General features: G+C 48.3%; 11 protein-coding genes. 9 read left to right on the forward strand and 2 right to left on the reverse strand.

The genetic code is table 11. From position 1 onward, the window contains the following. Positions 1-14 precede the first annotated feature (14 nt). Both CRO25_RS11475 and CRO25_RS11480 read left to right on the forward strand, forming a co-directional pair. Complete coding sequence (locus CRO25_RS11475; protein ID WP_079695059.1) at positions 15-2,447, forward strand: glycoside hydrolase family 6 protein; 2,433 nt, start codon at positions 15-17, stop codon at positions 2,445-2,447. A gap of 633 nt (positions 2,448-3,080) precedes the next feature. Further along, positions 3,081-5,423 (forward strand): rhamnogalacturonan lyase, encoded by a 2,343-nt coding sequence (locus tag CRO25_RS11480; RefSeq protein ID WP_079695377.1) that lies wholly within the window; start codon positions 3,081-3,083, stop codon positions 5,421-5,423. A 159-nt stretch (positions 5,424-5,582) separates the two neighbouring features. Here CRO25_RS11480 and CRO25_RS11485 read toward each other — a convergent pair whose 3' ends face one another. Next, positions 5,583-6,164, reverse strand: coding sequence for a histidine phosphatase family protein (locus CRO25_RS11485; RefSeq protein WP_256863623.1), 582 nt, complete (start codon positions 6,162-6,164; stop codon positions 5,583-5,585). A gap of 252 nt (positions 6,165-6,416) precedes the next feature. Here CRO25_RS11485 and CRO25_RS11490 point away from each other — a divergent pair, with 252 nt between their 5' ends. After that, entirely contained in the window at positions 6,417-7,376 is a 960-nt protein-coding gene (locus CRO25_RS11490; RefSeq protein ID WP_079695378.1) for an AraC family transcriptional regulator, read from the forward strand. A 232-nt stretch (positions 7,377-7,608) separates the two neighbouring features. Further along, positions 7,609-9,114, forward strand: a complete 1,506-nt coding sequence (locus CRO25_RS11495; RefSeq protein ID WP_079695061.1) for an alpha-glucosidase/alpha-galactosidase — start codon at positions 7,609-7,611, stop codon at positions 9,112-9,114. 48 nt (positions 9,115-9,162) lie between these two features. Here CRO25_RS11495 and CRO25_RS11500 read toward each other — a convergent pair whose 3' ends face one another. Then, positions 9,163-9,597 (reverse strand): hypothetical protein, encoded by a 435-nt coding sequence (locus CRO25_RS11500; protein ID WP_079695062.1) that lies wholly within the window; start codon positions 9,595-9,597, stop codon positions 9,163-9,165. A gap of 299 nt (positions 9,598-9,896) precedes the next feature. Here CRO25_RS11500 and CRO25_RS11505 point away from each other — a divergent pair, with 299 nt between their 5' ends. From CRO25_RS11505 to CRO25_RS11525, 5 genes are all read left to right on the forward strand, one after another. Beyond that, entirely contained in the window at positions 9,897-10,256 is a 360-nt protein-coding gene (locus CRO25_RS11505) for a PadR family transcriptional regulator (RefSeq protein ID WP_072735136.1), read from the forward strand. Then, a complete protein-coding gene (locus CRO25_RS11510) occupies positions 10,253-10,945 on the forward strand; it encodes a permease prefix domain 1-containing protein (protein ID WP_079695063.1) in 693 nt (230 codons plus the stop codon). The genes CRO25_RS11505 and CRO25_RS11510 overlap by 4 nt, the downstream gene beginning before the upstream one ends. Then, positions 10,942-11,499: a DUF4825 domain-containing protein gene (locus CRO25_RS11515; RefSeq protein WP_079695064.1), complete on the forward strand. Its 558-nt coding sequence runs from the start codon at positions 10,942-10,944 to the stop codon at positions 11,497-11,499. The genes CRO25_RS11510 and CRO25_RS11515 overlap by 4 nt, the downstream gene beginning before the upstream one ends. 130 nt (positions 11,500-11,629) lie before the next feature. Then, complete coding sequence (locus tag CRO25_RS11520) at positions 11,630-12,400, forward strand: amino acid ABC transporter substrate-binding protein (protein WP_079695065.1); 771 nt, start codon at positions 11,630-11,632, stop codon at positions 12,398-12,400. Positions 12,401-12,509: 109 nt separating this feature from the next. Continuing rightward, positions 12,510-13,169 (forward strand): amino acid ABC transporter permease, encoded by a 660-nt coding sequence (locus CRO25_RS11525; RefSeq protein ID WP_079695066.1) that lies wholly within the window; start codon positions 12,510-12,512, stop codon positions 13,167-13,169. The last annotated feature ends 26 nt before the right edge of the window (positions 13,170-13,195 follow it).

Consider the following 13,195-nt stretch of genomic DNA (forward strand, 5'->3'; position numbering starts at 1 on the left):
AAGGTGGAACCCTAATGACTAAATCGAAAACCTTATCGAAAGGCGGAAAGGTGCTTCGCAGAAGTGTAAAACAAATGCTGGCAGCAACGCTGCTCGCGGCGGGCATTTTCCCGGGCATGGCTCCAGGAGTGAGTCAGGCGGCTGAAGCGCATGTGGATAATCCGTTTGTCGGAGCTACGTCGTATTTAAACCAGGATTATTCCGCTCTCGTGGATACGTCCATTGCTCTCACCAGTGATGCAGCGTTAAAAGCCAAGATGGAAACGGTGAAATCCTATCCAACGGCAGTCTGGATCGACCGTATTGCTGCCATTAATGGTGGAACAGACAATGCCGGACGCAAAAGTGTGGAGCAGCATCTGGATGCCGCCTTGGCACAAAAGAAGTCAGGTACTCCAATTACCGCTTCATTCGTTATTTACAACTTACCTGGGCGGGATTGTCATGCCCTTGCATCCAATGGTGAACTTCCACTAACACAGGCGGCACTGCAGACTTATAAAAATGATTATATCAATGTAATTGCCGATATTTTTGCAAAGCCCAAGTATCAGGACATTCGCATCATCGCTATCATCGAGCCGGACAGTCTGCCCAATCTGGTAACCAATCTCAGTACACCAGCTTGTGCCCAGGCGAGTTCAACAGGCATCTATGAAGCTGGCGTGAAATACGCATTGGAAAAGCTGCATGCCATTCCGAATGTGTATAACTACCTGGATATTGGTCACTCCGGCTGGCTTGGTTGGGATAACAACCGTACAGGCGCAATCTCGCTGTATACCAGCGTTGTCCAAGGAACAGCAGCAGGTCTGAATAGCGCCGATGGCTTCATTACGAACACAGCGAACAGCACACCGCTGAATGAACCGAATCTGCCTATTCCGGATCTGAATATTGGCGGACAACCGATCAAGTCTTCCAAGTTTTATGAGTGGAACCCTTACTTTGACGAAACCGATTTCACTGCGGCACTGTATAGCGGATTTGTACAAGCTGGCTGGCCGGCCAGCACGGGCTTCCTCATTGATACCAGCCGTAATGGATGGGGCGGGGTGAATCGTCCAACGTCTGCCACAGGCAGTGATATTAACACGTACGTGAACTCCGGGCGTGTGGATAAGCGCGATCACCGGGGGAACTGGTGTAATAACAGTGGAGCAGGCATAGGTGAAGCACCTAAAGCTGCACCAGGACCAGCCCATCTGGATGCCTATGTATGGGTCAAACCTCCAGGGGAGTCTGATGGCTCCAGCTCGGAAATTCCGAACAACGAAGGAAAAGGCTTCGACCGGATGTGTGATCCAACCTTTACAACTCGTGATGGTGTATTGACGGGTGCACTGCCTAACGCACCAGTGTCGGGTCACTGGTTCCATGACCAATTCGTCATGCTGGTGCAAAACTCATTCCCTGTTCTTCCAGCCAGCACTGGTGGAGGGGGTGGAACGACAGCTCCAGCAGCTCCGGCAACACTGTCTGCGACAGCAGGCAACGCACAGGTTTCCCTGAGCTGGACAGCCTCCACAGGTGCGACCAGTTATAACGTGAAACGGGCGTTGAGTGCGTCGGGTCCATTCACTACGGTTGCTGCGGGCGTGACAGGCACATCGTATGCCAACACAGGTCTGATCAATGGTACAACCTACTATTATGTGGTTAGTGCCGTGAATGCTGCGGGTGAGAGTGTGAATTCGGCTGTAAAAAGTGCGGTACCAGTAGCAGGTGTGACTGCCCCTGCTGCACCAACAGCGCTGACAGCTACGGCAGGCAATGCTCAAATCAGCTTGACCTGGGCGGCTTCGGCAGGAGCGACAGGTTATAACGTGAAACGGGCGTTGAGTGCATCGGGTCCATTCACTACGGTTGCTGCCAATGTGAGCGGCACATCCTACACCAATACGGGTCTGACCAATGGAACGACCTATCATTATGTGGTTAGTGCCGTGAACGCTGCCGGGGAAAGTGTCAATTCTGCCGCAGCTTCTGCAACACCGCAAAGTGTAGTTGTTCCAACCAGTGATCTGGTTCTGCAATATCGTGCGGGAGATACGAACGCGGCAGATAACCAAATCAAACCGTACTTCAACATCAAAAACGTAGGTAACACGGCTGTAAATCTGAGTGATCTGAAAATCCGTTATTACTTCTCCAAAGAAGGTACCGCAGCCATGGACTCTGCTGTCGATTACGCTCAAGTTGGCGGAGCCAACATCCAGCGCACGTTCACCGATTCCTATGTGGAGCTGAGCTTCACTTCTGGAGCAGGTGCGATCCAGGCAGGTGGACAGTCGGGGGATATCCAGCTCCGCATGTACAAAACGGACTGGAGCAACTTAGATGAAACCAATGATTATTCCTACGATCCAACCAAAACATCCTATCAGGACTGGAACAAGGTGACCCTCTACAAAGGCGGTACCCTGGTCTGGGGCATTGAGCCTTAAAAGGAGCGAATACAAAACAGGGGCGTTTCCCAGTCATGAACATGACTGGGGAACGTCCCTTTTTTCAATTTTAACGAATGGAGTGCGTCTTATTTCGTGTAATGGAGCTGGTGCAGTGTTTTAACGAATCGTATACACGTTATTACCAGGTTTTCACCCTGTGTTCACTCTGTTTCGATGGTTTTTACCAGATAACGTTACTGGAGTTCGTTAGACTTTCTATAGCCCGTTAATCTTCTGAATAAGGTGTGCTCGTATCGTTAGAGACCTGAACAACACTGAATATTGATCGTTTTGGACGGATATTTGCCTATGTCACAGCAGGTGGGATGTCTATAATAATACCCGATGGGCAGGATGAAGCTGCTCTAATGGAGAGGGAATGGAAGGGGGACGGAGTCAAAGAAGTCTGTTCAGGAGAGCTATTCATTTATATTTTTGTAAGCGCATTCAGTAAAATTTGAAGGATATGAACGTCTGTATGGATTGACGGATGTCGCAACGATCCAAGCACAGCCATAAGCATCACCCATTCTGTCTCAAGGAGAGTGAAGGTCGATGAAATCCAAAATAACAGCGCCGATACATAAGGGATCGGTTTCAGGTATGCACTCCAATCGCAGGAAGGTGCGTATGCCATTTGCAGCCAAAATGCTGTCTTCGGCACTAAGCGTTGCTTTGCTCGTTGCGGGAACAGCGGGTGCGAGCGGAGCAGCAGCTTCCAGTGAGAACAGCGCGGCAGAGGCCAGCGTGCAGTCACACAAGGGAGGGAGTTCTTTGAAAGAAATTCAGCTTGAGTATCTTGATCGCGGTCTGGTTGCGGCGTCTACTTCCGAGGGTGTTTTTCTCAGTTGGAGGTTGCTTGGTGACGAGGCCACAGGTTATAGCGATAAAGGTCTGACAGGCACGGATTTCAATGTATATCGGGATGGCAAGAAGATTGCTACGGTCACCGACAGCACCAACTATCTTGATGCCGCAGGCAAATCGTCGTCCCGTTATGAAGTGGCAGCGGTAAGCAAGAAGGGCAAGGAGAGTAAACACAGTGCATCCGTCAAACCTTGGGCGAACGGCTACGTCGATATTCCTTTGCAAAAACCGGCCGATGGTGTGACGCCAGTGGGAGAAGCCTACTCGTATTCTGCGAATGACATGAGTGTGGGCGATGTGGACGGGGACGGTCAGTATGAGTTTTTTGTAAAATGGGACCCTTCTAACTCCAAGGATGTCTCGCAAAAAGGCTACACCGGTAAAACGTACGTGGATTGTTACACGCTGGACGGACAATTGTTGTACCGGATCGATCTCGGGGTTAACATCCGTTCGGGTGCTCATTATACACAGATGCTCGTTTATGATTTTGACGGGGATGGCAAGGCCGAGATGATGTTCAAGACTGCACCAGGAACCAAGATCATCCAATATAACAAAAAAGGAAAGGTCACTTCCGAAAAATACATCACCCTTCCGAAGCAGGATCGTAAGGCAGGATACTCCAACGAAGATGATTACCGTTTAAGTGCAGATGGCTACTATGATCATGTCGTGGATATGTTCAAAAACTGGCATAAACATGAAGAGGTTGTGAAGGGCAACTGGCCTGCTACGTTGGAGGAAGCTTTTGGGATTGAGAAAAAGTATAGTTATCCATTGTCTCAGAAGGATGCTGAGAGCTTGGCCGATTACTTCATTGATGTGTATGCACCAAGCCGCAGTGACAAGAATGAGCTGCGCAAGTTCGAAGGTTTTATCGTCGATGGACCTGAGTATGTAACGGTGTTCGAAGGAGAGTCGGGCAAAGAGCTGGAGACCATTCCTTATGAGCCTGGACGGCAGGACGATGGGTTGATGTGGGGCGATTACGCAATGGCGCGTATTGAACCGGCGAACCGGGTAGATCGTTTCTTGGCAGGCGTGGCATATCTTGATGGGAAGAAACCGTCTGCGGTCTTTGCACGCGGGTACTACACACGTTCGACCATGGTCGCCTACAACTGGGATGGTAAAAAGCTCAAGCGTGAATGGAAAGTGGACAGTGGCTGGACGCCAATGAAGAACCCGTTCAATGACGGTCCGCATGGAGTGGACGGTACAGATCCGGTGTATGGCTCAATTACAACACAAGGCGCGCACTATTTCAGTGTCGCTGATGTGGATGGAGACGGTAAACAGGAGATTGTGTACGGCTCAGCCACGATTGATCATGATGGCAGTGTGTTGTACAGCTCCAAGGACCTGATGCCAGCGGAGAGTGCTGCTCCGGGAACGATTGCACGTCTGGGGCATGGGGATGCGCTTCATGTAGCGGATATTGATCCGGATCGTCCGGGGCTGGAGATCTTCATGGTGCATGAGGGTGGCCCTTGGGCACCATACGGATATTCCCTGCGGGATGCGAAGACTGGGGAAGTGATCTATGGCGGGTACACGGGCAAAGATACCGGACGTGGCATGATCGGTGATGTGGACCCGACCCGCCGCGGATTGGAGACATGGGCTGTGGGACTGTGGACGGCCAGCGGTGAGAAAATAAGCGATAAGGCTCCCGGCACGAATATGAATATTCGCTGGGCCGCTGATATGACAACTCAAATCGTGGATGGTGCCATTAATGTCACGCCTACGATTAAGGATTGGAATCGGGGCACGCTGCTGACCGCGAACGGCACGTTGACCAACAATTATACCAAGGGTACGCCATCTCTCGTAGCCGATATCTTCGGTGACTGGCGGGAAGAGATGCTGGTGAGAACCGAGGACAGCTCGGCGATCCGCATCTACCTGAGCACCGAGAAGACCGATCGCAGACTATACACGCTGATGCATGACGCCATGTATCGTGTCGGCATTGCTGGACAGAACAGTGGATACAATCAGCCGTCCTACCCATCCTTCTACATGGCATCGGATATCGATTGGTCGAAAGTTACGCTGCCCAAGTTCCACACGCCCAAGTCGGGTAAGGGTGAAAAGTGAGAAGTAATAGGCGATAGGTTTTCAAAAGTATTATTTCTTTATAGGAAGTGTTTACTATTGTATTAAAGTGAAGCTCTGGAGTAGCCTCAGTGCGTTTAGGCGTACGGGAGGTTACCCGGAGTTTTTTGATATGGCTAAACGAAGCAACAGACGGCATCATCATTTCAAATGTGCTACGGATGCAAAATCTTGAATGGTGTACTTTCCGTTTTCATGAATCAATGTGGTGATGGAGCATTCGGGAATCAGTTGACTTTGCATGGCGATAAAATTAGGATGCCAGACGTTAAGTTCAAGCTCTGGGAATGTGTTTACTAGAAAATCCGTAATTAACCCGCCATGAGTAACGATAACGATATGGCTATCTGGTGGCTCTACAGTCGTCAATTCCGCTAGGAAAGAGGCCAGACGTTCGCCAGCCTGCTTAGAGGAATCACCCACGGGTGGGAGGTAGTCTGGTTCAATTGTACATCTGTCCCACATCGCGATGAATTCTTCAAAGGTTTGTTCAGGCAGGTCACCCCAGTTGGCGCGTTCCCGCAGACGCGGGTCTTCCATCACTGTAACGTTTGTTTGGTGAGCAATATGCGCCGCAGTGTCGATCGCTCTTTGAAGTGGGCTTGCAATGATCTTGGTGACAGATACGTTAGCTAAACGAAGTGCTGTCGACTTAGCTTGTACAACTCCCTCGGATGTGATGGGAACATCACCGATGCGCTTTTCTTTTAATGCATGCCTCACCAGAAAAAATGTAGTTTTCATAGTCTCACTACCTCCTCGTTATAGATTAGATTAGATAAAATAAAATTGATTAGATTTATAACTAATTATATGTTTATCTAATTTATAATCGCAATGATTTTTCAATTACATGGTGAAATACATCGCCGAGACTTGCTACAATGGAGAAAAGTGAGGATCGTTGCAGCAACGGAGGTGCAGGCATTGGAAGCAAAACATTGGACAGGCAGTCTGTTTCAGGAGAAACTGCGCATGGAGGATTATGGACCACGTTTCTACGCGTATTATTACAAGCAATGGGACAACTACCAGATGTCCTATCACGATCATGATTCCACGGAGATCATGTATATTATTTCGGGAATGTGCCGGGTCGATGTACAGATGGCGGATGGCAGCTCGGAACAGGCAGTATTAAAAAAAGGGCAGTTCATTCTGCTGGACGCGGGGGTTCCACACCGTTTGCTGGTGGAGGATGGCGTCCCGTGCCGCATGCTCAATGTGGAATTTGGAGTTTCCAGATCGCAGCCAGGCCAGCCTTCCATTCGCCAGCTCGCACTGGAAGAGGAGGAAGTCCATGCTTTTCTAGCACAAGCCACGCCTTATCTGGTTTTGCCTGACCCGGAAGAGGTGTACCACATTATGAAAAGCCTGGTGCTGGAGCTGGATCAGCGTGGACTGATGGAGCAGGGACGGTCTTCTGCACCTATGCCGATCATCCCGTCGGAAGAACGCTCGCATCATCGCGAAGCCCGTGATCTGAAGTCGCCTGAGCAAGGTACGCTGGTACGCACGTTGTTTATCCAACTGCTGGTGCGGGTCGCACGACTTCGCGGGGAAATCAACCGAAGTACGCTGGATCAGACGGAGCTGTACGTGAAACGTACGATTGAATTCATGCATCACAATATGGATCGCAATATTCAAATGAAGGATATCGCGGCAGCGGTGAATCTACATCCAGGCTATTTGCACCGTATTTTTCGCCAGCACACGGATCGCACGCCTACCGATTATCTCACGATGGTGCGAATGGAAAAGGCGAAGATGCTGCTGCAACAGACCGATATTCCAATCTCCGAAATTTCCGATTACGTGGGCGTGGGGAGCAGACAATATTTTCATATGTTATTCAAGAAATATACAGGTCGAACTCCGGTTGAATTCCGTTCCTCGATGGAGCGACATGTCAGTCATTATCCACTGGAATAATAGGGGGGATAGATACTCTGTTTTTATCTGAGCAGGATAGGGTTGATGATCTTCGGACACAAAAGTGAGGATTTTTGACAGCTACTTCGTGAACTGGTCATGATTTTGATAACGCTTCCTTATGTACCGTTGTTACAATGATTTCATCAGGCAACTTCAATTCAATTGCAAGTGTTACTGAATGAAGTCATTAACCGAAGCCAATCGTTTCGGATTACGGGAGGAACTGTGCATGTCGTTTAAAGTGGCATTTATCGGGGCGGGCAGTATCGGATTTACGCGGGGGTTGCTGCGGGATTTGCTCGCGGTACCGGAATTCAACAATATAGAGATTGCGTTCTGTGATATCAATCAGCACAATCTGGACATGGTTACCGAGCTGTGTCAGCGCGATATTCGCGAGAATGGACTGAATATTCAGATTCAGCCGACAACAGACCGGAGAGAAGCGCTCAAGGATGCGAAGTATGTGCTGTGTACAATCCGTGTGGGAGGGTTGGAAGCTTTTGCAACCGATGTAGATATTCCGCTCAAATATGGGGTAGATCAATGTGTCGGCGATACATTGTGTGCAGGTGGGATTATGTACGGACAGCGTGGAATTGCCGAAATGCTCGACATCTGTAAAGATATTCGTGAACAAAGCACACCGGATGTGCTGCTCCTCAATTATTCCAACCCGATGGCTATGCTGACATGGGCCTGCAACAAGTATGGCGGTGTTCGCACGATTGGACTATGTCACGGGGTACAGCATGGGCATCACCAGATTGCAGAAGCATTTGGATTGAAAATGAATGAAGTGGATATCGTATGCGCCGGAATTAATCATCAGACCTGGTACATCAAGGCATCCCATGAAGGTAAAGACCTTACGGGTGATTTGCTCGAAGCCTTCGAGAAACATCCAGAGTATAGCCGTACCGAGAAAGTGCGGATTGATATGTTGCGCCGATTTGGTTATTACAGCACGGAATCGAATGGTCACCTTAGCGAATATGTGCCTTGGTACCGCAAACGTCCGGAAGAGATCAAGGAATGGATTGATCTGGGCAACTGGATTAACGGCGAGACAGGTGGGTATTTGCGTGTGTGTACAGAGGGCAGAAATTGGTTTGAGACTGATTTCCCGAACTGGATGAAGGATGAGCCGATGCAATTTGCCCCGGAAAAACGAGGCGGAGAACATGGTTCCTACATTATAGAAGGATTGGAGACGGGACGCGTATACCGCGGACACTTCAATACCGTCAATAACGGTGTGATCTCCAATCTACCTGATGATGCGATCATTGAAGCACCGGGATATGTGGATCGCAACGGCATTTCGATGCCGTATGTAGGCGACCTGCCACTCGGCCCGGCTGCCGTGTGTAACGTAAGCATTTCCGTACAACGGCTTGCGGTTGAAGCTGCGGTACATGGTGACGACAAACTATTGCGTCAAGCGTTCATGATGGACCCACTCGTAGGTGCGGTATGTAATCCAAAAGAAATCTGGCAAATGGTTGACGAGATGCTGGTCGCTCAAGCCGAATGGTTGCCTCAATATGGTGACGCCATTGCTGCGGCAGAAGCAAGACTTGCTGCAGGCAACCTGATTCCTACGAAGGAATATGAAGGTGCTGCACGTCTCAAAGTGAAAACCGTTGAGGAGATGCAGCAGGATCGCGACGCCGCCAACAAAAATGCGGGTGAATCGGATAAAGGGAAAGATCGGGAGAAAGTGCAGCAATAGATAAAAATGAGTAGGGCCTCTCCAAAATTGGAGGGGCCTTGTTTGGTTCTATTTTTTTTCGACACCACGGATTACAAAGGCAAAAGAGGTATCACCCAAGGAAACCTGCGAATTTTTTGGGGAAGACCAGCCGATAAAGGCTCCATAATAATGAGTACCTTTTTCCTGTGCAAACTGGAATGATCCTTCTCGGAAAGAGATGGGACGTGCCTCCCCGTTCACATATTCAACCAGAGTGAACTCGTTAGGTGGTACATCCGTACTCAAGTTAATAGATATGTTCTCGCCTACCAAAACCGAGACAGGTGCTTTACCTTCCAGCAATTCCACATCACCTGCATAGTCAGCACACATACCCCCCCAGCAATAACTGCCCTGTACAGCTGGAATAGAGATGCCGCTTTCGCTCTGGATAGTTGGCGTAGGCAGTTCCTGGGGTAAGTTGGGTCCAGATTCCTTAGCGTTCTCCTCTAGTGAACCCAATTCAGCTTCCTTTGTATCTGGCGATGGGAGAGAGGGAGGTTCGTTTGTGCCGTTACTTGGAGTAGGATTACAGCCGGATAATATCAGCAAAGTTGTAAGGAACACGAGTGAAGCCAATGTTCTTATAGTAATGAAAAAATTTATTTTAGCCACCTCCCTAATATCTTCCAGACGAAGAAAAAGAGAAGAATGTTGCTCATTGCGACGCATATGTACCATGCGATACATATTACCTTTACAGACATAGTAATATGTCTTATAGTATACCCAGGATTGAAGAAAGTCGGTGAATCTGGCAGATGGATGAACAAGCGATTAACAGTGACCTCATTCGAGGCAACATTGACCCCATTATTCTGAGTGTACTTATACCGAAGGATAACTACGGCTATAGCATTATTAAGGAAATTTATCGCAAGAGTGGAGACCGGTTTGAATTAAAGGAACCGACACTCTATTCCAGTCTGAAAAGGCTGGAGAAGAGCGGATATGTGGAATCCTACTGGGGGGAAGAGAGCCAGGGAGGACGACGCAAATATTACCGAATTACAACGCAGGGGCAGGAAGCTTATACCCAGCAAGTTCACGCTTGGCACGCAGCCAAAACATTGATTGACTGCATGATTATTTCCGGGGAAAAGGGAGATGAAGGGATATGACATTGGAAGCTCGCATTACCCGCTATGTGAATCGTCTGTTCAATGATGCGCAGGATACATTGGCCAATCAGGAGTTAAAAGAAGAGATTCACAGTAATCTCGCTGCACGAATTGAAGATTATATGGAGCAGGGTATGGACGAGGAGCAGGCTTTTCAGACTGCCATACAACATGTGGCTGGCATGGAGCAGATCATGAGTGATCATCGCAGGGTGCATCGCGTTCCTTATTGGACTGCGGTGTTGCAGTCTGCCTTGATCTATAGTCTTATCGCCTGGATCATTACCATTCCAATGAGAGTCATGGTCCAGGGCGCAACCATTAACAATTTGCTTATGATCATGAGTGTGATCGTTGGTGGAGCGTATGTATTTTACATGATGAAAAATAAAAATACTTCGACTGATCCAGAGGACACTGCCGTTATTCGTACACCTGTGTTCTTACAATGGACGCGCAGAGTGTGGTGGTTATGGGCAGGGCTCATCGTTGTGTTATGGGGTACACAGGCGGCGCTGCGATTTGGAAGCAACATCTGGTATAGTCGACCGATTCAGGTAGAGGGACCCTATCAATTTACGGTAATCGCAATTGCTTTTGCCATACCTTTATTAAGTATTATTATTCCTTTGATCGTGCAGAGGGCGTATCGGATCGTGAGCAAGTATGAGGCAGGCGATGTCATATGACGGGAAAGAATAAATGGATTATTGCATTGGTCATGCTCGGTATCTTTGGTGTTATTGTGGTTGAGGGCGTCGTTAATCCGAGAATAGAGGCGAAGCAGTCGCAGTATGAAGCAGAGCAGCAAGATCCATTGACCCATGATTTTGCGGCATTGGCGAAATATCGCAGTCCTTATATGGGCGACTTCTCTAATCTCAGCCATTTGAATCAAGCCTTGCCTCTAAACGGCCAATTGAATGGGTATCAGTTGGTTCCAGAGACATTTACGGCTCAGATCAATTACAGGATAAATACCAGCGAGATGAAGTCCGAAGAGTTGGAACGAATACTTGTATATAACGCTGCTGCCAATTTTGTATGGATTGAGAATTTGGAGCATGTGCTTTATTCATTTGAGGATGTTCAATATACTTTGAGCCGTGAGGCTGCTCAGCAATGGGCTGGAACGGAATTGAAGACCCTTCATGAACCGAAGGAGTGGGATGCAGCGGTGCGTAAGAAGCTGGTGGAACCCGCGAAAGTGAAAGAAGCTTTTTCACAAATTGTTGACAATTAAGTTGGTTCAAAGATAAGGAAAAGGTAAGAGGCTCGACTCTTCTCCTATGCTATGTTATTATAAGACTCTGATAACGTGGTAACGAACTAAAGCGTTTGGGTTTGGTTATAGACATGGAGGGGTTAGAGAGATGAGAAAACAAGCGATATTTCTATTATTGATCAGCATATGCATGATTGTTGTTGCGGGGTGTTCCAGCTCGGGAAGCAAAGATGAACATGCCATTATTGTGGGGATAGATGATAAATTTGCTCCAATGGGCTTCCGGGATGACAAGAATGAAATTGTTGGTTTTGATATTGATTATGCCAGAGCGGCAGGGGAGAAAATGGGGAAAGGAATTACGTTCCAACCCATTGATTGGTCTTCCAAAGAATCGGAGCTGAACAGCGGCCGAATCGACCTGATCTGGAACGGGTACACGATTACGGATGAACGGAAAGATAAAGTGCTGTTCACGAAGCCGTATCTAGAGAACAGCCAGGTTGCAGTTACACTCGCGGACTCACCGATTACGAAGTTGGATGAACTGGATGGCAAAAATGTAGGATTGCAGGCGCTGTCCTCTGCGGCAGATGCACTCGCGGCAAGTCCTCTCAAGGATAAAGTGAATGCTTCCGAATTCCCGGACAACGTACTGGCGCTAACCGATCTCAAGACGAAACGTTTGGATGCTGTCATCATCGACGAAGTGGTCGCGAGATATTACATGTCCAAGGAAGAGGGAACGTTCAAACTGCTGGATGAATCCCTTGCTCCGGAACAATACGGCATTGGTGTGAAAAAAGGCAATGAAGAACTACTGAATCAGCTGCAAAAAGCATTGGATGAGCTGAATGCCGATGGCACAGCAGCCGAGATTTCCACCAAATGGTTTGGTGAAGATGAAGTTTTGAAATAGGATCAGGCCACTTGCCTGACATATGTAGTAAACAACATGACCCCGGATTCCAAAAAGGAGCAAGTCTCCTGCGGAATGCGGGGTTAACAGATTAGAGGAGCCGATTGCGATGAGCTGGGAGTATTTATTGGGCGTCATGAAGCCCATGCTTGAAGGTGCACAGACCACGATCTTTTTATTTTTGCTGGCCATTATAGTGTCTGTACCACTTGGATTTGGAGTAACCTTATTGATGAAAAGCCGATTCAAGCCGTTGGCATGGATCGCTCATACGTACGTATATGTGATGCGGGGAACGCCGCTGATGCTTCAGCTGTTGTTCTTTTGCTTCGGTCTGCCGTTGCTTCCAGGCGTAGGAGAGTATCTTGTATTTGACCGCTTTACGGCGGCAACGTTGGCTTTTATTTTGAATTATGGTGCGTACTTTGCCGAGATTTTCAGAGGTGGATTGCTCTCGATTGATAAAGGACAACATGAAGCTGCACAGGTACTGGGCCTAAGCAAATGGCAAACGATGACGAAAGTCATCATCCCGCAGATGTTTCGGGTAGCATTACCTGCCACTGCAAATGAATCCATAAGCCTTATTAAAGATACGGCATTGTTGTACGCTGTTGCTGTACCTGAGCTGCTTCATTACGCACAGGCCGCAGTAAACCGGGATTTCCGTCTGACACCATTCCTGATTGCAGCTATTATGTATTTGCTGATGACCATGGTACTTACCTTGTTCTTCAAGGCACTGGAGAAACGTTATACATTTGAGTAAACGCGCACGGAACAGAAGTATATAAA

Source organism: Paenibacillus sp. RU5M (assembly GCF_900221055.1).
Taxonomy (GTDB): domain Bacteria; phylum Bacillota; class Bacilli; order Paenibacillales; family Paenibacillaceae; genus Paenibacillus; species Paenibacillus marchantiae.

Bases quoted from the DNA above. Each gene is read 5' to 3' on its own strand.
- CRO25_RS11510 (WP_079695063.1), top strand. From the start codon at position 10,253: ATGACATTGGAAGCTCGCATTACCCGCTATGTGAATCGTCTGTTCAAT.
- CRO25_RS11520 (WP_079695065.1), top strand. From the start codon at position 11,630: ATGAGAAAACAAGCGATATTTCTATTATTGATCAGCATATGCATGATT.
- CRO25_RS11480 (WP_079695377.1), top strand. From the start codon at position 3,081: ATGCCATTTGCAGCCAAAATGCTGTCTTCGGCACTAAGCGTTGCTTTG.
- CRO25_RS11525 (WP_079695066.1), top strand. From the start codon at position 12,510: ATGAGCTGGGAGTATTTATTGGGCGTCATGAAGCCCATGCTTGAAGGT.
- CRO25_RS11475 (WP_079695059.1), top strand. From the start codon at position 15: ATGACTAAATCGAAAACCTTATCGAAAGGCGGAAAGGTGCTTCGCAGA.
- CRO25_RS11515 (WP_079695064.1), top strand. From the start codon at position 10,942: ATGACGGGAAAGAATAAATGGATTATTGCATTGGTCATGCTCGGTATC.
- CRO25_RS11495 (WP_079695061.1), top strand. From the start codon at position 7,609: ATGTCGTTTAAAGTGGCATTTATCGGGGCGGGCAGTATCGGATTTACG.
- CRO25_RS11505 (WP_072735136.1), top strand. From the start codon at position 9,897: ATGGATGAACAAGCGATTAACAGTGACCTCATTCGAGGCAACATTGAC.
- CRO25_RS11490 (WP_079695378.1), top strand. From the start codon at position 6,417: ATGGAGGATTATGGACCACGTTTCTACGCGTATTATTACAAGCAATGG.